At 36.7% G+C, this 21,602-nt stretch carries 21 protein-coding genes, 5 tRNA genes and 2 pseudogenes; 22 read left to right on the forward strand and 6 right to left on the reverse strand.

What is annotated here, in order from left to right; translation table 11 throughout:
- Positions 1-127: 127 nt before the first annotated feature.
- From FJR03_RS01245 to tkt, 6 genes are all read left to right on the forward strand, one after another.
- The gene (locus tag FJR03_RS01245) at positions 128-502 is read left to right on the forward strand and encodes a (2Fe-2S) ferredoxin domain-containing protein (protein WP_193113864.1); all 375 of its coding nucleotides are present in this window, start codon (positions 128-130) and stop codon (positions 500-502) included.
- A gap of 4 nt (positions 503-506) precedes the next feature.
- Positions 507-872 carry an aspartate 1-decarboxylase gene (gene panD, locus FJR03_RS01250; RefSeq protein ID WP_193113865.1) on the forward strand — a complete coding sequence of 122 codons (366 nt, stop codon included), beginning with the start codon at positions 507-509 and terminating at the stop codon, positions 870-872.
- A complete protein-coding gene (locus tag FJR03_RS01255; RefSeq protein WP_193113866.1) occupies positions 872-1,183 on the forward strand; it encodes a YbaB/EbfC family nucleoid-associated protein in 312 nt (103 codons plus the stop codon). Before panD ends, FJR03_RS01255 begins: the two co-directional genes overlap by 1 nt.
- Entirely contained in the window at positions 1,184-2,167 is a 984-nt protein-coding gene (locus FJR03_RS01260; RefSeq protein ID WP_193113867.1) for a DUF7488 domain-containing protein, read from the forward strand.
- A gap of 19 nt (positions 2,168-2,186) precedes the next feature.
- The gene (locus FJR03_RS01265) at positions 2,187-3,032 is read left to right on the forward strand and encodes a polyprenyl synthetase family protein (RefSeq protein ID WP_193113868.1); all 846 of its coding nucleotides are present in this window, start codon (positions 2,187-2,189) and stop codon (positions 3,030-3,032) included.
- A gap of 119 nt (positions 3,033-3,151) precedes the next feature.
- Positions 3,152-5,074, forward strand: coding sequence for a transketolase (tkt, locus tag FJR03_RS01270; RefSeq protein WP_193113869.1), 1,923 nt, complete (start codon positions 3,152-3,154; stop codon positions 5,072-5,074).
- Here tkt and FJR03_RS01275 read toward each other — a convergent pair whose 3' ends face one another.
- Positions 5,075-5,287, reverse strand: coding sequence for a hypothetical protein (locus FJR03_RS01275; RefSeq protein ID WP_193113870.1), 213 nt, complete (start codon positions 5,285-5,287; stop codon positions 5,075-5,077).
- Positions 5,287-6,840, reverse strand: coding sequence for a SagB/ThcOx family dehydrogenase (locus tag FJR03_RS01280; RefSeq protein WP_193113871.1), 1,554 nt, complete (start codon positions 6,838-6,840; stop codon positions 5,287-5,289). Before FJR03_RS01280 ends, FJR03_RS01275 begins: the two co-directional genes overlap by 1 nt.
- A gap of 98 nt (positions 6,841-6,938) precedes the next feature.
- Here FJR03_RS01280 and FJR03_RS01285 point away from each other — a divergent pair, with 98 nt between their 5' ends.
- The gene (locus FJR03_RS01285; RefSeq protein WP_193113872.1) at positions 6,939-8,378 is read left to right on the forward strand and encodes a protein adenylyltransferase SelO; all 1,440 of its coding nucleotides are present in this window, start codon (positions 6,939-6,941) and stop codon (positions 8,376-8,378) included.
- 11 nt (positions 8,379-8,389) lie between these two features.
- On the opposite strand, the gene FJR03_RS01290 is transcribed toward FJR03_RS01285, so the two are convergent.
- The gene (locus FJR03_RS01290) at positions 8,390-10,831 is read right to left on the reverse strand and encodes an EAL domain-containing protein (RefSeq protein ID WP_193113873.1); all 2,442 of its coding nucleotides are present in this window, start codon (positions 10,829-10,831) and stop codon (positions 8,390-8,392) included.
- Between the two features lie 90 nt (positions 10,832-10,921).
- Complete coding sequence (locus FJR03_RS01295; protein ID WP_193113874.1) at positions 10,922-11,830, reverse strand: AEC family transporter; 909 nt, start codon at positions 11,828-11,830, stop codon at positions 10,922-10,924.
- A gap of 25 nt (positions 11,831-11,855) precedes the next feature.
- Here FJR03_RS01295 and FJR03_RS01300 point away from each other — a divergent pair, with 25 nt between their 5' ends.
- Complete coding sequence (locus FJR03_RS01300) at positions 11,856-12,176, forward strand: thioredoxin family protein (protein ID WP_193113875.1); 321 nt, start codon at positions 11,856-11,858, stop codon at positions 12,174-12,176.
- Here the strand turns inward: FJR03_RS01300 and FJR03_RS01305 are convergent.
- Positions 12,163-12,918: a TrmH family RNA methyltransferase gene (locus tag FJR03_RS01305; RefSeq protein ID WP_193113876.1), complete on the reverse strand. Its 756-nt coding sequence runs from the start codon at positions 12,916-12,918 to the stop codon at positions 12,163-12,165. The two genes, FJR03_RS01300 and FJR03_RS01305, sit on opposite strands and share 14 nt — an antisense overlap.
- Complete coding sequence (locus FJR03_RS01310; protein ID WP_193113877.1) at positions 12,915-13,643, reverse strand: YaaA family protein; 729 nt, start codon at positions 13,641-13,643, stop codon at positions 12,915-12,917. Before FJR03_RS01310 ends, FJR03_RS01305 begins: the two co-directional genes overlap by 4 nt.
- 60 nt (positions 13,644-13,703) lie before the next feature.
- Between FJR03_RS01310 and FJR03_RS01315 the strand changes: the two genes are divergently transcribed.
- The 14 genes and pseudogenes from FJR03_RS01315 (at position 13,704) to rplK (ending at position 21,588) form a co-directional block, all read left to right on the forward strand.
- Positions 13,704-14,396, forward strand: coding sequence for a FecR family protein (locus FJR03_RS01315; RefSeq protein ID WP_193113878.1), 693 nt, complete (start codon positions 13,704-13,706; stop codon positions 14,394-14,396).
- The gene (locus FJR03_RS01320) at positions 14,386-16,254 is read left to right on the forward strand and encodes an adenylate/guanylate cyclase domain-containing protein (protein ID WP_193113879.1); all 1,869 of its coding nucleotides are present in this window, start codon (positions 14,386-14,388) and stop codon (positions 16,252-16,254) included. The genes FJR03_RS01315 and FJR03_RS01320 overlap by 11 nt, the downstream gene beginning before the upstream one ends.
- A gap of 119 nt (positions 16,255-16,373) precedes the next feature.
- Positions 16,374-17,369, forward strand: a pseudogene (locus tag FJR03_RS11875) (HD domain-containing phosphohydrolase); the annotation flags it as partial.
- 162 nt (positions 17,370-17,531) lie between these two features.
- Positions 17,532-18,176 (forward strand): annotated as a pseudogene (locus FJR03_RS11575) (MBL fold metallo-hydrolase); the annotation flags it as partial.
- Between the two features lie 56 nt (positions 18,177-18,232).
- Positions 18,233-18,309 (forward strand) — tRNA-Thr (locus FJR03_RS01330).
- A 45-nt stretch (positions 18,310-18,354) separates the two neighbouring features.
- Positions 18,355-18,439, forward strand: a tRNA-Tyr gene (locus FJR03_RS01335).
- Between the two features lie 11 nt (positions 18,440-18,450).
- Positions 18,451-18,526: transfer RNA gene (locus FJR03_RS01340), tRNA-Gly, on the forward strand.
- A 165-nt stretch (positions 18,527-18,691) separates the two neighbouring features.
- Positions 18,692-18,766, forward strand: a tRNA-Thr gene (locus FJR03_RS01345).
- A gap of 90 nt (positions 18,767-18,856) precedes the next feature.
- Positions 18,857-20,056, forward strand: coding sequence for an elongation factor Tu (gene tuf / locus FJR03_RS01350; RefSeq protein ID WP_193113881.1), 1,200 nt, complete (start codon positions 18,857-18,859; stop codon positions 20,054-20,056).
- 44 nt (positions 20,057-20,100) lie between these two features.
- On the forward strand, positions 20,101-20,253 hold the full coding sequence (gene rpmG / locus FJR03_RS01355) for a 50S ribosomal protein L33 (protein WP_193113882.1): 153 nt from the start codon (positions 20,101-20,103) through the stop codon (positions 20,251-20,253).
- 19 nt (positions 20,254-20,272) lie between these two features.
- Positions 20,273-20,348 (forward strand) — tRNA-Trp (locus FJR03_RS01360).
- 76 nt (positions 20,349-20,424) lie between these two features.
- On the forward strand, positions 20,425-20,604 hold the full coding sequence (gene secE, locus FJR03_RS01365) for a preprotein translocase subunit SecE (RefSeq protein WP_193113883.1): 180 nt from the start codon (positions 20,425-20,427) through the stop codon (positions 20,602-20,604).
- Between the two features lie 10 nt (positions 20,605-20,614).
- Positions 20,615-21,142 (forward strand): transcription termination/antitermination protein NusG, encoded by a 528-nt coding sequence (gene nusG / locus FJR03_RS01370; RefSeq protein ID WP_193113884.1) that lies wholly within the window; start codon positions 20,615-20,617, stop codon positions 21,140-21,142.
- A 20-nt stretch (positions 21,143-21,162) separates the two neighbouring features.
- On the forward strand, positions 21,163-21,588 hold the full coding sequence (gene rplK, locus FJR03_RS01375) for a 50S ribosomal protein L11 (protein ID WP_193113885.1): 426 nt from the start codon (positions 21,163-21,165) through the stop codon (positions 21,586-21,588).
- Positions 21,589-21,602: the final 14 nt, after the last annotated feature.

The following is a 21,602-nucleotide window of genomic DNA, read 5'->3' on the forward strand; positions in this document are numbered from 1 at the left end:
GTTAATTGTGTTGAATTATATCTAAAAACTTACAAACAAGCTTAAAAAACCAAATTTATTTATGCCTCTTAGAATAAAGTTCCAAGAATTTTGCTATAATTTCAAAAAAAAATTAAGGAATGACTTTATGGGTATCCCTCAACCAGCTTTTTATATCTTCAAATGTGAGCAGTCAGCTCCTCCAGGTATGCCAAAGCCATCATGTGTAACACCTCAAACTCAAGACCTTTTCCAGTATCTAGCACAAAGTTTAATGAAACAAGGTGTAATGGGTACAGTTCAACCAATCAGAACATCTTGTATGAACAGATGTCAAATGGGTCCTGTTATGTTAGTAGAACCGGGTCATACAATGTATGCAGGATTAACTAAAGAAAAAATCGATAGAATTATTGAAGAACATATCTTAGGCGGAAACGTTGTTGAAGAGTATGTAATCGATAAAGAGATGTGGGATGAGCCAATCTCTCCTGCCGATATGAAAAAACAAATGGGAATGTAAATAGATGCAAATTGAAATGCTTTACAGCAAAATTCATCGTGCTACTGTTACAGATGCGAACTTAAACTATGTGGGTTCAATTACGATCGATGAAGAGCTTTTAGAAGCTTCAAAGATGAGAGTTGGACAAAAAGTTGAGATCTTAAACATCAACAACGGTGAAAGATTTTCAACTTACATCATTTTAGGTGAGCGTGGAAAACGTGACATCTGTTTAAATGGTGCAGCTGCAAGAAAAGTGCATAAAGGTGATAAAGTGATCATCGTTGCTTATGCTACTTATGATGAAAAAGAGCTTGAAACTTATAAGCCAAGAGTAGTTTTACTCAATGATGAAAATAATATCGACGAAGTTGTAGAGAGTATATAATGTTCGGCAATATGGGTGATTTAAGTGAAATGCTAAAAGGTTTTGAGCAACAAGCGCAAAGTCTTAAAGATGAACTGGCAAAAAAAACTTTCTCTGTAAAATCGGGCGGGGGTATGGTAGAACTTACTCTTAACGGTAACGGAGAGGTTATAGACTTAAACATCGATGATGAACTTTTAAGTGATAAAGACTCTTTACAGATTCTTCTTATTGGTGCAATCAATGATGCCAATAAAATGGTTCAACAAAACCAACAACAAAGTGCTATGGGCATGTTGGGTGGTATGAATCCGTTTGGTGGGAGTAAATAGGTGCTTTTTCGCCTATTTATTTTACTAAGCCTTCTATTATTAAACCTTTACGCTTGTAAAGATGGTTACTTCTCGTGTGTAGCAAAAACCAAAGATTCAAAAACAATCCAAAATGATTCTCTTTCTATCCCGATCAAGGGTGATAAACGACTTGTATATTCCAAAAAAATTCCTAATGCTAAAATTTTAAAACACGATCCTTTTTTAAACCTCTATATTATTAAAGACAAAAAACACTTTAAGTACCCTTTTGATATCAATATGCGCTTGCAGCTTGGCAGTGCAGCAGTTACAAACAAAACTTTTAAAGAGGGGAAAGTTCTTAAAGAACAGGTTGGACTCAACACCTTAGGAACTTACAGTGCAAAGATAAAAACCCCTGCACTTATCACAAGTTCATGTTGTGCATTAGAGGGGATACTCACACCTGATGGTTTTATAGACAAATATTATCTAAATAGATTTATTAATGCTAAATCAGCCGACTATGGAGATATCGGGATACGTGTTCAAGATGCAGGAAAGTGCATAAAAGTTATTGCGAGTAACCCTTATCTGAAAAACAATCCACTTAAACGTGGGGACTGTATCTTGGCGTTTGACGGAAAAAAAGTTTATTCATCGGCAGGCTTGATGAGAAAGATACTCTTTAGCAAAGTGGGTTCAAAGCATACTATCAAGATTAAAAGAGATGGGAAAGTTCATACTTTTAATGTTGTAGCAAACAAAAGAACCGGTGGGGGAGAGATTAGCGATACCTTCCTGGAGTTTCGAGGGATATTTTTTAATAAAAAACTCCATATAGTAGGTCTTAACCAGTACTTTAAAGATTACGGCATGAAGCTTGGTGATCGTCTTGTTCAGGTAAACGGTGTAAGAGTAAAAAACCAAGATGAACTTAGAGAGTATATAGAAAATTTTAAAGATTTCTCCTCTTTACTTTTTGAGAGAAATAATTTCCAATTTTTTGTAAATATTAAGTAGGTAAATTATATAATTTCATATGCAAAAATTTGAAGCTTTCTTACTAGACAACTTACCGATATCAGCATCGATCCATCCCGTATATGAAGATGCTTTACAAGAGATGTTAAAAGCTGGTGGAAAGCGTTTTCGTCCGGCGCTTCTTCTTGGTGTTGTAAAAGCTTTAAATCCGTTGATGCTGGAGAGTGCAAGACATGCTGCTTATGCGATTGAACTATTGCATACTTACTCATTGATTCATGATGATCTTCCGGCTATGGATGACTCTCCGCTTCGTCGCGGTAAGCCGACACTGCATATGGTCTATGATGAAGTAACTGCTATTTTGGTGGGTGATGCACTTAATACTTACTCATTTGAAGTACTTAGTGATGCCCCTTTTAGCGATGCAATGAAAGTAAAACTAATTCGTGAGCTTTCAAGCAACGGTGGTTTAAACGGAATGGTACTTGGACAAGCGATCGATTGCTATTTTGAAAACAAACCGTTACAGATTGAGGATATAAAAACACTTCATACAAATAAAACGGCAAAACTGATTGCAGCTTCAATGAAGATGGGTGCAATTATTTGTGGAGATGAAGAGCTATCTGAAAAACTTTATGAGTTTGGTATCAAACTTGGATTACTGTTTCAGATTCAAGATGATATTTTAGATGTGACACAAAGTTCTGAAGAGGCTGGAAAACTTACAAATAACGATGAAAATAAAAATAGTTTCGTAACTATTTTAGGACTAGATGAGGCGATGAAAGAGGCTAACAGTTTAGCTGATGAATTAACTCTAGAGATGCAAAGTTTTGATGAGAGTTTACACAGTGAATTGTCACCAATACTTACTAAGTATATAAACAGACATAAATAAGAGATAGATCGATTTCTTAGTTAAATTATGCAATGACAAATCCTTTCTTTGGTCTGAGCATTACATAATCTAACTAAGAAGTCTACTTAAGCACAATAATAAACAAAAGGAAAAAAGAGATGAGTGATAACGTAATGCGCAAAAAGATGGCGGACTCTATAAGATTTTTAGCAGCAGATATGGTACAGGCTGCAAATTCGGGTCACCCGGGTGCACCTATGGGGCTTGCAGATATTGCTGTAGTTTTAAGTGAACACTTAAACCACAACCCGAAAAACCCATCTTGGTTAAACCGTGACAGATTAGTATTCTCTGGTGGACACGCTACTGGTCTTATCTACTCACTTTATTACCTTTGGGGATACGGTTTAGAGATCGAAGATCTTAAAAATTTCCGTCAGTTAGATTCTAAAACTCCTGGTCACCCTGAGTTTGGTCACACTGCAGGTGTTGAGATCACAACAGGACCACTTGGTCAAGGTGTTGCAAACGCTGTTGGTTTCTCAATGGCTAGTAAATTTATGGCTGCACAAGTAAATAGTGATACTGCTGATTTAATCGATCACAATGTGTATTGTTTATGTGGAGACGGTGACTTAGAAGAGGGAATCTCTTATGAAGCGTGTTCAATTGCAGGACACAATAAGCTTGATAATTTAGTTGTTATTTACGATTCTAACCGCATTACGATCGAGGGAAGTACTGATCTTAGTATCTCTGAAAATATCCGTGGACGTTTTGAATCTCAAGGTTGGGAAGTTTTAGAGTGTGACGGGCATAGCTATGATTCTATCGATATCGCTATCACTGCTGCAAAAGCTTCAACAAAACCGGCACTTATTATTGCAAATACTGTAATTGCTAAAGGTGCGGGAAGCTTAGAGGGAAGTCACCATTCTCACGGTGCACCGCTTGGTGATGATATTATTGCTGAAGCGAAAAAAGCAGCTGGTTTTGATCCTGAGAAAAAATTTCATGTAGATGAAGATGTAATGGCACGTTTTAGATGTGCGATCGAAGAGGGTGATCTACTAGAGCGTGAATGGATCCACAGACAAAAAACTATGCCTCTTTTAGAGCAAAACGAAGTACTTTCATCGTTAGAGAATCCTGATTTTTCCCGTATTGAGTACCCTGTATTTGACAAAGCTGATGCAACAAGAAGTACAAACGGTAAAGTTATGAATGCTATCGCTAAAGCTATTCCAAGCTTCTTAGGCGGTAGTGCAGACTTAAGCCCGTCAAACAAAACAGACCTTAAAGATATGGGTGTATTTCCAAAAGGAAGAAACATCTACTTCGGTATTCGTGAGCATGCAATGGCATCAATTACAAATGCAATCGCACTTTACGGACCGTTAATGCCGTTTAGTGCAACGTTCTTTGTATTCTCAGATTACCTAAAACCGTCAGCTCGTATTGCAGCACTTAGCGGAATCCAGCAGTTCTTTATCTGGACACACGACTCTATCGGTGTTGGTGAAGACGGTCCGACTCACCAGCCGATAGAACACCTTTCACAATTCCGTGCATTACCGAACTTCTATGTATGGCGTCCGGCAGATGGTGCAGAGAATGTTGAGGCTTGGAAAAAAGCTTTAGAGATGACAAAATCTCCTTCTGCATTTGTATGTTCACGTCAAAACCTTTCAGTTTTACCAACTGCTGTAAAAGGTGAAGCATCACGTGGTGGTTATCTACTTGCAAGTGATGAGAACGCTACTGTTACTCTAATGGCTTCTGGTAGTGAAGTTCAATTAGCTCTTGATGTAAAAGCGAAACTGAATGAGCAAGGTGAGAAAGTAAATGTTGTATCTGTTCCTTGTTACGATCTTTTCATCGAACAAGAAAAATCTTACATCGATGAAGTGATTGCACCTGAGACGAAAAAAGTAGCGATTGAAGCGGCTCGCGGTTTAGAGTGGTACCGTCTTGCTGATGAAGTTATCGGAATGGACAGTTTTGGTGCATCAGCTCCGGCAGGACAACTTTTCGAGAAATTCGGTTTCTCAGTTGATTCTGTAGTTTCAAAAATTAAATAATTATTTTTTAGAAGGGTTTGATTTCGATCGGTTTTGATCGAAACCTTCCCTTGTATTCCCTTTCAACATCCCCATCATCCCTTTGGAGTTATTACTAAAACCTCTGTTTCCATAAGAGTAATCATCTTTGCCTCCATGCATATCAATTTTTCCTTGTTCATATTGTGCAAAGACAGATGTACCTATTAGTAGTGTTAATAAAACTGTTTTCATTAGAGTTCTCCATACGGGGGAAGTGACATTATTCTGCTGTCTACAAAACCTTTTCCAACTGTGAAATGGTAGAGTGTCTGAAATTTATTATCTTGCAATCCTAAAAGAGAGTGAAACATATCATCCAGAAAACATCCTATCCCTGTCCCACTTAGTCCTAAGGAGGTTGCTTCTAGGTAAAGCTGTTGTCCAATAGCTCCACACTCCCAATATAACTCTTTGTATCTGTGTGCACCGAAGTTTTGCAGTTCGTTTGAAAAGCGTGTAAGCATCCCAAGAGAAAAAGCTCCATCACTTGCAATATCTTGAGAACAACTTATGTTTTTAGCCGCAAATGTGAAATCTCCCTCTTGAAGAAAGTAGAGATTTTCAAGCTCTGTCTCTTCCCAAAGATACTCTTGCTTCATTGAAGATTTTAAGCTCTGCAGATCAGTATCGTTTCTGATGAGTATATACAAACCTTGCTGCATCTCTTTTACACGGTGGACCATCAGTACCGGGTGAACTGCGCAACTTTTACCATCGAGTGAACTGCTTACGCTTTTAATGATTGTAAAGAACTGCTCTTTTGTGATCCATGAGAGCTCTTTATCCATAACATGGATACTTCTTCTTTGCAATATTACATCTTTTGACTCTCTTGTCGGAGCTTTAAGATAAGCGCTCGTTTCTATCTCTTCTTTGTGAATAGGAGTTGTTTGTGTCGCATCTTCAATAGCTGGGATGATATCCCACTCTTGCATAGTTGGGCTGAGTTTATTTGCTATACCGTCGTATTTTAAAGGAACCTCTTCATAAAGTTGATCGAGGTTGACAGCAGTTGCATGTTTTTCCGGTGTGATAAGTAAAAACATATCTGGCAGTTCTGTTTCAAAAAAACGTTCACTTTGATTAAGACCTAATATTTTTGCTAAATCTGCATCACTAATCCCATCTAACTTTTGGACACTCCATCCTAGCATGGCAGCAGAGGTTACTATGCTTTGCCAAGCGTGGCCGACATCAAGTTGAACATAACGAAATGCACGCTCACCATATTTCCATACCTCTCTCCAGGAGATGCTTGAGAGTGCAACTATAAAACTTCCCTTAGGAAGTGAATTGAAAAAAGAGCTTTCAAACTCACTAAGGAGCTCTAGTTGATGATCTTTTGGCCCATAGTGGAAAAGGGCAGCTTTATCTGTTAGAAGAGGGGGTAAGATCAAGTAAGATTCTGTCGGGTGTAAATTACCGCTTGAAGCGTTACATCGTACAGCCCATTTATCAGCTCCTGCAGATTTCCAGGCTGCTATTGCCATAGAAAACTGTAGGAGTTGAGAGATAGATTCTTTACATAATGGTGCCTTTGGAACATCTGATGTATATAAAAGATGGTAAGGCGGTGTGTTGTGTTTAAGGGCTAAAGGGAGTTGCAGTTTTTGTGTCCCTTTATATTCCCGAAAAGGATTTGGTTGCGTAGCCCAGTCCATATAGCCGAGTGATCGGGCATATCTATTTTGATGATGTTTTGTCGTTTCGTGATAGTGCAATACTGTTTGTAAATTTTTATTCATATTATGAGTTTAATTATTTAATCTTAAAATTTGCTCTAAAAAAATATCGCATTTATTTGAATAGATTTTTTTAATTTTTCTCATGGTAAAAGGTGTTTATGAAATTTTCTGATTTAAAATTAACAACACCCTATTTAGAACTACCGGAATTATTCTATGATCTCGTTGAACCTATGCCGCTTCAAAAACCGTATGTGATGGCTACTTCACCAGCATGTGCAGAGCTTTTAGGTGTTGATGAAGACTTAGATAGGGATGAGAAACTTTTAAGTATTGTAAATGGGAGTGAAAAACTTGAGGGTTCAAAAACTTTTGCTATGTGTTATGCGGGGCACCAGTTTGGTTATTTTGTCCCCCGTTTAGGTGACGGGAGAGCTTTGAACCTCGGCAAGGTAAACGGACAGAATCTGCAGCTTAAAGGTTCCGGGCTTACACTCTACTCCAGACGTGGAGACGGGCGGGCGGTAAAACGCTCGAGCATTCGTGAATTTTTAATGAGTGAAGCTATGCACGGTTTGGGAATAGCTACTTCACGTGCATTGGCTTTGATAGGAAGTGATACAGACGTAGCACGTGAGAGCTTGGAAAAAGGTGCTATCGTTTTACGTGTATCACCGACATGGATCCGTTTTGGAACTTTTGAGTATTTTAAAACGCGTAGAAAGTATGAGAAGCTACAACTTTTGGCAGATTATGTGATCGAGGAATCTTTCCCAGAATTGCAGGATCATGAGGAGAAATACTTCAAAATGTTTTCGAAGATTGTAGAAAACAGTGCAAAAACTGTTGCACGCTGGCAGAGTGTGGGTTTTAATCACGGTGTTATGAATACTGACAATATGTCGATAGACGGTCGCACAATAGATTACGGTCCCTATGCGATGCTCGATGATTATGAGGCAAACTATATCTGTAACCATACAGATGTAGAGGGGCGCTACTCATTTAAAAACCAACCCAGTATTATGCAGTGGAATCTTTCAGTTTTAGCAAATGCCCTTTCACCTATGGTGAATATTATAAAGATGAGTAAGTTAGTGGAGAAAGATTTTATCTCTATCTATGAGAGTGAATATCTTGAACTTATGAAAAATAAGATGGGACTTTTTGAAGAGGATGAAAACGATATCCCGCTTATACGCTGGATGCTTGGTAGTTTAGAGAGCAGCGTTGTAGATTACAGCCGTTTTTTTAGAACCCTTTCTACTTATGACGGAGATAAGTCTGAGATATTGGCACTATGTGAATATGAAACACCTCTGAAAGAATGGTTAGAAGGGTATGATGAAAGAGTTCAAAAAGAGCAACTCTCACAACAAAAGCGTTCAAAAAAGATGTTGCAAACAAATCCAAAGTTTGTACTAAAAAATCATCTTTTACAAGAAGCGATCGAAAAAGAGGAGGAGGGTGATTTTAGAATGATTGAAGATCTTTTAAAAGTGGCACTTGATCCATTTAGCGAGCATGAGGAGTTAGAGTATTTAAATATTCCGACACCGCCGCGTAGTAAAAACCTAAAACTTTCATGTTCATCATAAAAGAGCTCTTTTTAACGGAACTCTTTTAAAAAACTTTCAAACTCTTCAAACTTTAAGGGTTTAGAGTAAAAATACCCTTGTACTTGGTTGACTCCGAGTTCTTTGAGAATTTTAATATGTTCCTCTGTTTCTGAACCTTCGGCTACTATGTTTTTATTTAATGATTGAGATAAAGCTATAATTGATGAAACTATTGCTTTGTCATTCTCATCTTTGTCTATATCAAGTACAAAACTTTTATCGATTTTAATTGTACTTGCAGGGAGTTGTTTTAAGTAGTTGAGAGATGAGTATCCTGTTCCAAAATCATCGATGGACATTTTGATACCCAGAGCACTAAGTTGACGAAGGATATCTAATGAAGATTCTATGTTATTCATTACTTGTGTTTCTGTTATCTCCAAGTCTATAAACTCTCTTTTTAGTCCTACCTTATCTATAATTTTTCTAAAATCATCAAGAAAACAGTTTTGCTCTAACTGCTTACTCGAGATATTTATGGAAACAGTTAGATCGTTAAAACCTGAATCGTGTAATTTTTTTGTATCTTCGAGAGCTTTTTCAAGTACCCATAGTCCAATATTATAGATGTGACCGTTGTCCTCTGCTTTTGGTATAAATATTTCAGGTGAAATAAAACCAAGTTTTGGATGTATCCATCGAATAAGTGCTTCCATCCCATATACGGTATTTGTATCTATATTTATCTTAGGCTGGTAGGTAAGATGAAACTCATTGTTTTCCAAAGCAGTGTGTAGAGCAGTTAATATTTGCATTTTTTCAGCAATTGATGTATTCATAGAGCTGGAATAAAACTCATAATTGTTTTTACCTTGATTTTTTACATGGTACATAGCTGTATCGGCTAAACGAACCATCTCATCATATGTTTGTGCATCATCGGGATAGATACTGATTCCGATACTGGCACCTGAAAAAAACTCTGTACTCTCTAGAAGAAACGGCTGTTTAAAAATATCTATAATCTTTTGTGCCAAGGTTCCTAAACTGCTTAAAGAATGCCAGTTTTGAACCAAGATGGCAAACTCGTCACCACCAAATCTTCCTACAGTGTCCTCTTCTCTAAGAATGCTTTTTATTCTCATGGCAGCATCTTTTAAAAACTGATCACCTACTAAATGACCTAACGTATCGTTGATATTTTTGAAGTTGTCCAGATCGATAAAAAGGAGTGCAATCTGTTTTTGGTGTCTCTTGGCTAGACTAACGTAGTTTTCAAATCTTTCTTGAAAGAGTATTTTATTTGGTAGTTTAGTAAGAGCATCGTAATATGCTAGATTGTTAATTATTTGCTCTTGCTCTTTTTTATGTGAGATATCGCTTGATATGGCGATATAGTTTGTTATCTCATCATCTTTTTTAATTGCGACTATAGAGGTCTCTGAAATATATGTCTCTCCATTTTTTTTACGATCAACTATCTCCCCCTGCCAGCTCCCTTTTCCAGAGATCTCTTCCCACATCTGCTTATAAAACTCTTTATCGTGCCAACCTGAACTTAAAAGATTTGGGCTTTTTCCAAGGAGCTCTTTCTCTGTATATCCTGTTGTTTTACAAAAACTGTTATTCACTTTTAAGATATGCTGTGCAGAGTCTGTAATAACTACACCGTCGGTCATATTTGAGAATACTTTAGAGGAGAGCAGCAGTTCCTTTTCATCTCTTTTGCGTTCACTTATATCGCGCACTAAAACGAAAAAGCGTCCCCCTTCAATCTCGGAAAAACTAACAGAAACTTCGACGGGGTATCTTTCTCCATTCTTTTTAATGTGAATTGTTTCAAAGGTTTCATTGCCGTATTGAATGATATGCTCAATGTGTTTTTTTGTCTCTTCTTCAGATTCGATCGCTTCAACGTTTTGTATGCTCATAGTTAGTAATTCATCTATAGAATAGCCAGACATTTTACTATAAGAAGAGTTCACTTCTAAAAGGTTACCGGACATATCTGCCATCCAATAACCGTCATTTGTTGTTTCAAGGATAGCATTATGGTAAATGTTTTCTTGCTTTTGATCATTAAAAATTTTTTGAAATTCTGTAAGAGTTGCCTGAAGCGTATATTTTGTGAGTTGGTTTGTCTCTATATAAATTTCATAATCTGAAAGATTATTTGCAAAAAAAGATTTGAGTATAGAGTTTTCAAGCTCTATAGGTAGTAAAAAAATCTTATCAGGCGTAGCATGATGTTTTAGCATCAATTTTATATAAGCAGGTATTACACTACAATCTTGAAGATTGTTTTTTCCCAATATTTGATCGAGATAACAATCAAATAATTGAGTTGCAAAAGGAGTCCTAAACGTATCAATTTCAATATCGTAAGCATTCAAGATATTTTGAGTCTCTTTAGAGCTTAACCAAACATCTAGTATATTTTCTTTATTATCTATTAAAAGGTCAATTATTTGAGCTGTTTTTTTAAATTTCACTACAATACCTAAGAGAGTTTTTATAGATTATAACCTAATAGAATATTTCAAGCAAGTCTAAGATAAGTGTTTGATTTGTTCAAAGTATTTTCATAGGTAGGTTAAAATTTTTACACCCACAAAGATAATTCCTAAAAAGAGTACCGAAGAGATAAGGACTAAAGCTGTTACTACTTTTGGTTCACATTCATAGAGTGAGGCGAGGTTTACATTGGCAACAGCCAGCGGCATAAGCAGTTCAATAAATATGATCCCCTTAATCATCGGATCGAGTTCTACAAAATAGAGTACGACAAATGTAACGAGCGGTAGGAGTAAGAATTTAAAACTAAGCACCCATGCGATCAGAGTTTTGTTGATCTCATTAATCTTTGTACCGTAAAGATAGACACCAAATAAAAAGAGCTGCATTGTCATGGAAGCATAGGCACCCATCATCAACATCTTCATAATCTCATCACTCGGTTTATAATGAAAAACACTTAACGTGATCGCAATAACTGCTGCCCAAAGAATAGGAAGTTTCACTATGTTAAGTAATGAAGTTTTAATATCAAAACTGCCTCGTGAGTAGTAATAAACTCCGATCGTATAAACTACAAATACATTCACAAGATTTACGACAGTCGTGTAGGGGATAGACTCCTCACCGAAGATCGCAATGTTAAGGGGTATCCCTAAATTCCCTGTATTACCGATTAGAGCTGCTACCATAGCTATTGAGTACTCTTTTTTCTGAGTGAAAAGATAGCGGGCGAATAAGGCTGAGACTATGAGTGCGATAATTACGATGACAAGATAGATACTCGGTGTATAGAGGAGGGTAATATCGACGGGGTGTAGCAGTAGACCCCAAAATGTTAAGAAGACTTGCAGAAAATATACATTTAAAAGGGTGATCGTTTTATCGTCAATCTGCTCTTTGAAACTGCGTTTGGCGATATACCCCATAACAATAAATATGTAGATACTTAAAATACTCAATATAATTGAACTCATAGGGGAATTATAGTAAAATTCATCTATGCAAACAATAGAAGAGATAGAAAATAAAATTAAAGAAAATCTGGCTGTGATGGTGTACTTTTCAGCACCTACTTGTAATGTGTGTCATGCACTTAAACCAAAACTGCTTGAAGCGATCGATGCAAATTTTAAAGAGTTTGAGATCGTGAGTGTAGATACTTCGATCGATCAAGAGGTAGCTGCACACTTTAGTGTTTTTACGATCCCGACGGTACTTATCTTTTTAGACGGCAGAGAATTTTTAAGAAAATCTCGTCATATGTCGGTTGATGAGGTGATCCGTGAGATCAAACGCCCTTATGAGATTATGATCTCATAAAAGCGATCAATGAGGCGGTTACTGCAACGTTGAGTGACTCAACCCCTCTATTCATAGGGATAATTAAAGAGTCATTACATAGTTGTTGTACTTTCGGGCTTACCCCTTCGCTCTCATTCCCTAAAACAAAAATAGATTTTTTTGAGGGTTTGAGATCATACAAAGAGTTTTTCGCTTCAAGTGAAAGAGCGTAAACAGTTGTATCTTGAAGTTCCCCTAAAACATTTTCCAAACTATCGCAAAAATAGATAGGTATTTTAAAAAGTGTCCCGGCACTAGCTTTGATAACAAGCGGAGAGATTTTTGCAGAATTCTTTTTTGGAAGTATTATTCCGTCTACACTACCTGCTGCACAGCTTCTTATGATCATCCCAAGGTTCTGAGGATTTTGTATCCCATCAAGGGCGATAAGTCTATACTCTTGTAGCTCTTTGATCGCATCTGCATTTTGATAGGTTTTTGAAAAGATATCAATTGCCACACCCTGATCCTGCTTAGCATTTTTACTGATACGGCTGAGGGCATTTTTCTCATGGTATGTGATCTCAATACCCCTCTTTTTTGCCAATTGCATAATCTTTTTGATTGCACCATCTGGTTTGTTTGATTTTGCCAAGTGAAGTTTATGCACTTCGATTGAGCTATCCTGCAGTACTTCTACAACAACATTACGTCCGTAAAGGGTAATCAGTTTTTCAAAAAATGCTTTTCTTTGTTTATACTCTTGTGAATCTTGTTTCATTCTACGATCTCATAAATAATTTCTGTTTTGTTTTTTGTTTTTTTAATCTCTTTGACTTGAAGATTTTCAATTTCGAGTTTATTAAACTCTTCTAAAGATGTGATCCCCGCTTTTGCAATCTCACGCAATACTATACCGCGATACGCTTTTGCCCAGTGTGATACTGTTTTCCCGTTTTTCAAAAACTTTAGCGTAGTGTAGGGCTGAGTAGTTTTATAAAACTTATCGTAGTAGCCTGCACGAAGATCTAAAATGTCACTCTTGGCAAGGTAGAGATCGAGCTGATACGAAAAACGATCTTTGTAAAATTTATCGGGTGCTATCTCACCTATAGAGTTGCCTTGTTTTACTTTATAGTTTGCTATAGGGTCTCCACCAAGCAGCGGTCCGTATAGGTTTGAAAAGATAATAGTATTTTCTTTGAGGTAGTTTTGAGCATTTTGATCTAATGAACTATACTCTAGATAGTCATACGCAACCCCGTCATATCTCTCAATGGCACTCATAAGCGGTGCATCAAAAATATCTTCTATATACCCTTTGCAATCATCAAACTTTTTGATTCCAAAAAGAGCTTTGATCTTCTCTTCGTCACCACTGTTCACGATCTCGTTATAAGTTCGTAAAATCTCATCCCTGGCTGATACTGCTCCAAAAATATCTTTAGCAGTAGCATCACCGCCGACATTTTTTCCTTCAGAAGGTGAAAAAAGTATTTTTAACATCTTCTCCCTTTTTTTAATAAAATGATATAATCAGATAAAAGCTTTTTATAAAGGTCTTATATGAAACTATTTTTGATGTTAATGATAGCGAGTTTTACTTATATTTACGCTGGGGTGATCGGTGGTGTTGAATATGTTCAAGGGAATGTTAAAGTAAAATCATCAGATAGCATTAAAAAAGAGAAGGTTCAAGAGGGGTATAAGATCCAAGAAGGCGACATTATCACTTCCTATAAAGATTCCTACGCAAAGATCGTTTTAATAGATAACTCTACACTTGTGTTAGATGCAGATTCTATAGTCCATTTTGCAACTTCTTCACAGATGGAACAGGAAAAAGGGCGTGTCTATTATAAGGTCACTTCTAAAAAAGTGAAAAACTCTTTTAAAGTCAAAACAGATTTTGCAATCATAGGAATCAAAGGGACTACATTTATCGTAAAAGCCGAGGAGCAAAAAGAAGTATTGCTTCAAGAGGGAGTTGTTGGAATCAATAGTATCAAAGAGGAGTTTGAACTTTATAGAAAAAAAGTCAATGCCGACTTTGAAGCTTTTAAAGCCGAGCAACAAGAGGGCTTTGAAGAATACAAAAACGGTTATAGCGGTTATGAAAAAGTTATGAGTACAAAAGCATTTGATCTAGAAAAACAAAATAAACTAAGTTTTGATGAAAATCTTGTCAAAGAGGACAGCTTTGAAAAAGATGATTATAAAGAGTTTGAGTATTTTGAGAAACTGATAGATGAGATTTAGTGTAGTTGCATTTTTAACGGTACTTTTTGTTCTTTTCCTTCAATTTGAGAAAATTGAACTGTTAGAATCTTTTGCACAAAGATTTAACGATATCAATTTTCAACTCACACAGAAAAAGATAAACCCGGATGTCGTGGTAGTAGCAATTGATGAAAAAAGTGTAAACCATTTTGGACGCTGGCCTTGGGACAGGGCAATCTTGGGTGAGGGGATTGCAAAACTGCAAGATGCCGATGTGCTTGCTTTTGATATGGTCTTTTCAGAACCTACATCTTCAGATGATAAGTTTTCAGAAGCCCTAAGTGGTTTAGACAATACAATATGCGGTTTTTTTCTCAGAACAAATGCCACACAAGAGATGGATGAATCTCAGCTTGATATCTTACAAAATTCCAGTTTAGACCTTCTGCAAACAAAAATGGAAGAGGGGAATAAGTTTTTAAAAGCAGATTATGCAGAGTTAAATGTAGAACCGATTTTGGACTCTTGCAATCTGCAAGGTGCTTTTTCAACACTCTCTTCTAGCGACAAGCTTTATAGATTCTATCCAACCGCATTTTATCTTCATAATTCACTCTACCCATCATTGGGCTTACAAAGTTTACGTTTGAAATTTAACAGCGATGTTGATCGTAAAAAGGTAACTACCCTTTTACTAAATCAGCAAGAGATACCTGTCAATGAACATGGATTTACAAGGCTTAATTTTTATAAGAAGAACGATTATAAAACGATCTCGTTTTTAGATCTATATAACGGTGATGTGAAAAGTGCTGAGTTAAAAGATAAGATCGTACTCTTTGGCGTGACGGAGATGGGGATTGGTGATGTGGTACCGACACCGATAGGGAATCTCTATGGGGTATATATCCACTATACATTTTTGTCTAATTTTTTAAATAAAGAACTTATCTTCGAAGCACAGTGGCTCAATCTAGTTTTTACAGCAATGATGATACTGCTTGTTCTCCTTTACATACTTTTTATGAAGAAGGTTTTTTCCAGAGTAGTAGCATACTTACTCTCATATGCTGTTTTATTTATATCAGCAAAACTTCTTTTTGTTAACTACTCTATATATATAGATATGTTTTATCCATTGCTAGCATTGATTCTCAGTGCGTTAACTCAAGAGTTCCTACTATTTTATATACATGAAAAAGATGCCAGATTTATAAAAAAAGCGTTTTCAAGTTATCTTTCACGCGAATTACTCAATAAACTGGCAAACAGTGAAAAGGCTTTAGAGCTTGGCGGAGAGAAAAAAAAGCTGAGTATCCTTTTTAGCGATATACGTAATTTTACGACAATATCTGAGGAGATGAATGACCCTCAAAAACTGATCCACCTTTTAAACAGGTACTTTACTCCAATGACTCAAGCGGTTATGGATAATAAAGGGATGCTTGATAAATATATAGGTGATGCTGTAATGGCATTTTTTAATGCACCTGTAGATGTTGAAAATCATGCTGAAGCAGCTTGCCGATGTGCATTGGATATGAGAGAGAAACTTGCACAGCTAAATAAAGAGCTTGAAAATGACGGTATAGAACCTATACATATTGGGATAGGGATCAATACCGGTGAAGCTGTTGTCGGGAATATGGGTGCGACAAAAAGGTTTAACTATACTATTATTGGAGACAGTGTAAATCTTGCTTCACGATTAGAGTCAAAAACAAAAGAGTATGGGGTGGATATAATTATCTCCAGCTATACATATGAGTTAGTAAAAGAGCTTTTTATCTGCAAAGATTTAGGTTATACCCCTATCAAAGGGAAAAGGGATGAGGTGAAGATATATCAACTGATCTCTGATAAAAATGATGATATAATAACTGCCAAGGTGGAATAAGTATGAAAAATGAGATTGGTTCATTAGGTGCTACTGAACTTTTAGAACTTATTTTTGTTTATTTAGCAGAAGTTTCTTCACGTAGAAATTATGATGAGGTTATTGAACTGCTGGCAAGTATGGGTAAAGCATTGAGTAGTGCCGATCGTTGTAGTGTTTGGATTGTAAGTGACGATAAGAGAACCATCAAAACAAAGGTAGCTCAAGGTATAGCGCCGATAGAGTTACCTATAGACTCAGGTATAGTGGGGGAGTCTATAGTAAACGGTACTAGATATATCATTGATGATGTTTATAAAGATGAACGTTTCAACAGATATATAGATGAAAAAACAGGTTATACAACAAGATCGATGATGGTTATACCTATGTATGACTATAATGAGAATGTAATCGGTGCTTTTCAAGTTATAAACCGTCAAGGTAATGGTGGTATCTTTGATAATAGAGATATGGAAAGACTTACCCTTGCAACTACTTATGCAGCAGAGACTATTGTATCTGCAAAACTGACACAAGAGATAGAAGAGACACAAAGAGAGGTTGTCTTTACAATGGGTGCCGTTGGTGAGAGTCGCTCTAAAGAGACCGGTAACCATGTAAAGCGTGTAGCCGAATACTCTAAACTGCTTGCTTTAAAATACGGACTCAGTAAAAAAGAGGCAGAACTGCTCAAGCAAGCAAGTCCTATGCATGATATTGGAAAGGTTGCAATTCCTGACAGTATCTTAAATAAGAACGGCCGCTTTAATGAGGATGAGCGTAAGATTATGGATACTCATGCTCAGCTTGGATTTGACATACTCCAAGGTTCTGAGAGAAAGCTATTAAAAGCTGCAGCAATAGTAGCGCACCAGCATCATGAAAAGTATGACGGTTCAGGATATCCTCAAGGGTTAATTGGGGAAGATATCCATATCTATGGTCGTATTACAGCTATAGCCGATGTATTTGATGCTCTTGGAAGTGACAGGGTGTATAAGAAAGCGTGGGATGATGAAAGAATCATAGAGCTTTTTAAAGAGGAGAAGGGGAAACACTTTGACCCTACACTTCTAGATATCTTCTTTGAGAACATAGAACAGTTTTATGCTATACGCGATACATTTAAAGATGAATACAAATATGTAGAAGAGAAGATTAATAAAACCAGAAACATTAAAGTGCTCGGTGCTTATGGAACAAAAGCAAAGGGATTTGGAACGACCTCTTTCTCTTTGAATAAAACAGACGTAATAGATGCCGGAAATCTCTTAGAAGCATTAGGGGAAGAATCTATCCATGTAAAAAACATCTGGCTAACGCATCAGCATCTTGACCATATAGTAGATATAGCATACATAATAGATAACTATTTCGGTATTAGAAAAGATACTATTAATATCCTTGGAACAAAAGGGACAATTGATGCTATTAAAAAACATTTTCTCAACGATGAGGTTTGGCCGGACTTTTCAAAAATAAAACTGCCAAACGGTGAACATGTAGTTAAATACACAGAGATAGAACTTGGTCATGAATATAAAATTTCTGAGAATGAATCTATTAGAGCATTTGATACTGAACATACAGATTCAAGTTGCGGTTACATATATACGCGTGAAGATAGTTCAATTTTAATAACAGCAGATACTGGAGATTTAGATAGTGCAATAGAGGAGATAGAAAAAGATAATTCAATTCAAACTGTTGTCTTAGAATGTTCTTTTCCAAATGAATTAGAAAATTTAGCAATTGAGAGTAAACATTTAACACCAAAAATGTTGTTTGAGAGTCTAAAAAATGTAAAAAGAAAAGATTTTCAGCTTTATATTAATCATATAAAACCAACTTTTATTTTGCAAATTGCACAAGAGATCGAAGAAAATAAGGGCTTTTTCACCCCTAAATTAGTAAAAGATGGAGATTTTTTGCAATTTTGATCAAAAACCCTTGACATTAATTTTATTTTGCACTATAATTCTGGCTCAAATTCGATGCCGACATAGCTCAGTTGGCTAGAGCAGCTGATTTGTAATCAGCAGGCCCGGGGTTCAAATCCTCGTGTCGGCACCATTGAATTTTGAATATTAGAAACAGTGTTAGACCAGATCTTAAGATGGTGAGATAGTCAAGTGGCCAACGACGGCGGACTGTAAATCCGCTCCCTACGGGTTCAGAGGTTCGACTCCTCTTCTCACCACCATTTGTTCATATGCGGGTGTAACTCAGTGGCTAGAGTTCCTGCCTTCCAAGCAGGCTGTCGAGGGTTCGAATCCCTTCACCCGCTCCACTGAAAGAACAAGTCTGGAAGCTGAAGTATAATTTCAACCAAAATTACTTCATATATAATATTTATACAAAGAAATTTATAGATATCTATATAGCTTTATATCTAATCACAACTAATATTTTTCGTTTAAGAATTATGCAATGATTTCTTATATTTTACAATTTTGCTTATGTGGCTCAGTGGTAGAGCACTTCCTTGGTAAGGAAGAGGGCGTGGGTTCAATTCCCATCATAAGCTCCAGCAAAGTTGTATTTTATTAGTTTAAGAAATAATTGAATGATTTTTGGATATAATTCCATTTCAATTCACAAATTAAGGTCGGAGGACACTATGGCAAAAGAAAAGTTTGAACGTAACAAACCCCATGTTAACATTGGTACAATTGGTCACGTTGACCACGGTAAAACTACATTAACAGCTGCTATTACTGCAGTATTAGCTGTTAAAGGTGATGCAGAGCTTATGGATTATGATCAAATCGATAACGCTCCAGAAGAAAGAGAGCGTGGTATTACGATCGCTACTTCACACGTTGAGTACGAAACTGATACTCGTCACTATGCTCACGTTGACTGTCCAGGTCACGCGGACTACGTTAAAAACATGATTACTGGTGCTGCTCAAATGGACGGTGCTATCCTAGTTGTTTCTGCTGCGGACGGCCCGATGCCACAAACTCGTGAGCACATTCTTCTTTCTAAACAAGTTGGTGTACCATACATCGTTGTTTTCATGAACAAAGAAGATATGGTTGATGATGAAGAGTTATTAGAGTTAGTTGAAATGGAAATTCGTGAACTTCTTGATCAATATGACTTCCCAGGTGACGATACTCCAATCGTAGCTGGTTCAGCACTTAAAGCTCTTGAAGAAGCTAAATCTGGTACTCTTGGTGAGTGGTCAGACAAAATTCTTAAACTTATGGCTGAAGTTGATGCTTACATCCCAGAGCCAGAGCGTGAAACTGATAAAGATTTCTTAATGCCAGTTGAAGACGTGTTCTCAATCTCTGGTCGTGGTACAGTTGTTACTGGACGTATCGAGCGTGGTGTTGTTAAAGTTGGTGACGAAGTTGAAATCGTTGGTATCAAAGACACTCAAAAAACAACTGTTACAGGTGTTGAGATGTTCCGTAAAGAGATGGAAATGGGTGAAGCTGGTGATAACTGTGGTATCCTTATCCGTGGTATTGCTAAAGACGAAGTTGAACGTGGTCAAGTTCTTTGTAAGCCAGGTTCAATCACTCCACATACTAAGTTTACAGCTGAGATCTATGTACTAAGTAAAGATGAGGGTGGTCGTCATACTCCATTCTTCACTAACTACCGTCCACAGTTCTACGTACGTACAACAGACGTAACAGGTGCAATTACTTTACCAGAAGGTACTGAAATGGTTATGCCAGGTGATAACGTAAGCATTACTGTTGAGTTAATTCACCCAATTGCTATGGAAAAAGGTACTAAGTTCGCTATCCGTGAAGGTGGTAGAACAGTTGGTGCTGGTGTTGTAGCTGAGATTCTTGCGTAATTCGCTTTTGCGAATTACCTTGAACCAATTTAAAGGTTTAAAACATGAGAGAAGCAATTCACTTAGGTTGTGAGAAATGTACTAGACGTAACTATCACACAACTAAAAATAAAAAAACTCATACTGAAAAATTTTCAGTAAGAAAATACTGTAAATTCTGTAAAGAGCATACAGTACATAAAGAGATGAAACTGTAATCCAGTTTTTCTCTTTTATAGGCGTGTAGCTCCAATGGTAGAGCACCGGATTCCAAATCCGGGTGTTGGGGGTTCGAGTCCCTCCACGCCTGCCACTTCTATATTTATTATTAGTTTTGCTTGCGAGCAGAATTTATAATAAATGATATTTCAAGATGATGGAAAGAGCGTATGAATTTAGGTAAACATATCCAAAATGCAAAATTAGAGTTAAGTAAAGTTATCTTTCCTACAAAAGGTCAGGTAAAGCAAGCATATATCGCTGTTATAGTTGTAGTGTCTGTTATCGCTGCATTTTTAGCTCTAGTTGACCTTCTTATGTCATCTGTAGTTTCAGCAATCTTAGGTTAAGGAGAAAGTTATGGCACATCAATGGTACTCAATCCAGACCTATGGAAGTGACAGAGCAGTTAGAGATGCTATCTTCAATATGATTGAAGAGTATGGACTGCAAGAACATATTACTGATGTAATTGTTCCAACGGAAGATGTTATCGAAGTAAAAGATGGAAAGAAAAAAGTTTCTGAGAGATCTCTTTATAGTGGATATGTTTTTGCTAAAATTGATCTAAATACAGAAATTCAACACATGATCCAATCTATCCCTAAAGTATCAGGGTTTATTGGAGAAGGAAACCATCCGACACCTCTAAGTGAGCATGATATTAATGTTATCTTAGATCGTGTAAATAATCGTCAGGCACCAAAACCAAAAGTATTTTTTGATAGCGGTGAAACTGTACGTATTATTGATGGACCGTTTGCAAACTTTACAGCGACTGTGGACGAGTACGATTTAGAACATGGTACTTTAAAACTCAACGTTTCAATTTTTGGTAGAGCTACTCCTGTAGATATCTCTTACACTCAAGTTGAAAAAATAATTTAAATTCATAAAAAGGAAGAAACATGGCAAAAAAAGTTGATGGTTATATCAAGCTTCAAATTCAAGCCGGTGCTGCTAACCCAGCTCCTCCGGTAGGACCAGCTTTAGGACAACGTGGTGTTAACATCATGGAATTCTGTAAAGCTTTCAATGAAAAAACTAAAGATAAGATGGGATTCAAAGTTCCAACTATCATTACTGTATATACAGATAGAAGTTTTACATTTGTTACTAAACAACCACCTGCATCTGCATTATTAATGAAAGCTGCTGGAATCAAAAAAGGTAGTGACAATCCACTTAAAAACAAAGTGGCAAAAATTACTCGTGAAAAACTTATGGAAATCGTTGATCAAAAGATCGAAGATTTAAATACAGACGATAAAGAGATGGCGGCAAATACTATTGCTGGTCAAGCTCGTTCAATGGGTATTGAGATTACTGAGTAATCACCCTTAAATAA

The organism is Sulfurimonas marina (genome assembly GCF_014905095.1).
In the GTDB taxonomy this organism is placed as follows: domain Bacteria; phylum Campylobacterota; class Campylobacteria; order Campylobacterales; family Sulfurimonadaceae; genus Sulfurimonas; species Sulfurimonas marina.

Excerpts from the sequence above, each read along its gene's own strand:
- FJR03_RS01245 (WP_193113864.1), top strand. The coding sequence starts at position 128 with ATGGGTATCCCTCAACCAGCTTTTTATATCTTCAAATGTGAGCAGTCA.
- panD (WP_193113865.1), top strand. The coding sequence starts at position 507 with ATGCAAATTGAAATGCTTTACAGCAAAATTCATCGTGCTACTGTTACA.
- FJR03_RS01255 (WP_193113866.1), top strand. The coding sequence starts at position 872 with ATGTTCGGCAATATGGGTGATTTAAGTGAAATGCTAAAAGGTTTTGAG.
- FJR03_RS01265 (WP_193113868.1), top strand. The coding sequence starts at position 2,187 with ATGCAAAAATTTGAAGCTTTCTTACTAGACAACTTACCGATATCAGCA.
- tkt (WP_193113869.1), top strand. The coding sequence starts at position 3,152 with ATGAGTGATAACGTAATGCGCAAAAAGATGGCGGACTCTATAAGATTT.
- FJR03_RS01275 (WP_193113870.1), bottom strand. The coding sequence starts at position 5,287 with ATGAAAACAGTTTTATTAACACTACTAATAGGTACATCTGTCTTTGCA.
- FJR03_RS01280 (WP_193113871.1), bottom strand. The coding sequence starts at position 6,840 with ATGAATAAAAATTTACAAACAGTATTGCACTATCACGAAACGACAAAA.
- FJR03_RS01285 (WP_193113872.1), top strand. The coding sequence starts at position 6,939 with ATGAAATTTTCTGATTTAAAATTAACAACACCCTATTTAGAACTACCG.
- FJR03_RS01295 (WP_193113874.1), bottom strand. The coding sequence starts at position 11,830 with ATGAGTTCAATTATATTGAGTATTTTAAGTATCTACATATTTATTGTT.
- FJR03_RS01300 (WP_193113875.1), top strand. The coding sequence starts at position 11,856 with ATGCAAACAATAGAAGAGATAGAAAATAAAATTAAAGAAAATCTGGCT.
- FJR03_RS01305 (WP_193113876.1), bottom strand. The coding sequence starts at position 12,918 with ATGAAACAAGATTCACAAGAGTATAAACAAAGAAAAGCATTTTTTGAA.
- FJR03_RS01310 (WP_193113877.1), bottom strand. The coding sequence starts at position 13,643 with ATGTTAAAAATACTTTTTTCACCTTCTGAAGGAAAAAATGTCGGCGGT.
- FJR03_RS01315 (WP_193113878.1), top strand. The coding sequence starts at position 13,704 with ATGAAACTATTTTTGATGTTAATGATAGCGAGTTTTACTTATATTTAC.
- FJR03_RS01320 (WP_193113879.1), top strand. The coding sequence starts at position 14,386 with ATGAGATTTAGTGTAGTTGCATTTTTAACGGTACTTTTTGTTCTTTTC.
- tuf (WP_193113881.1), top strand. The coding sequence starts at position 18,857 with ATGGCAAAAGAAAAGTTTGAACGTAACAAACCCCATGTTAACATTGGT.
- rpmG (WP_193113882.1), top strand. The coding sequence starts at position 20,101 with ATGAGAGAAGCAATTCACTTAGGTTGTGAGAAATGTACTAGACGTAAC.
- secE (WP_193113883.1), top strand. The coding sequence starts at position 20,425 with ATGAATTTAGGTAAACATATCCAAAATGCAAAATTAGAGTTAAGTAAA.
- nusG (WP_193113884.1), top strand. The coding sequence starts at position 20,615 with ATGGCACATCAATGGTACTCAATCCAGACCTATGGAAGTGACAGAGCA.
- rplK (WP_193113885.1), top strand. The coding sequence starts at position 21,163 with ATGGCAAAAAAAGTTGATGGTTATATCAAGCTTCAAATTCAAGCCGGT.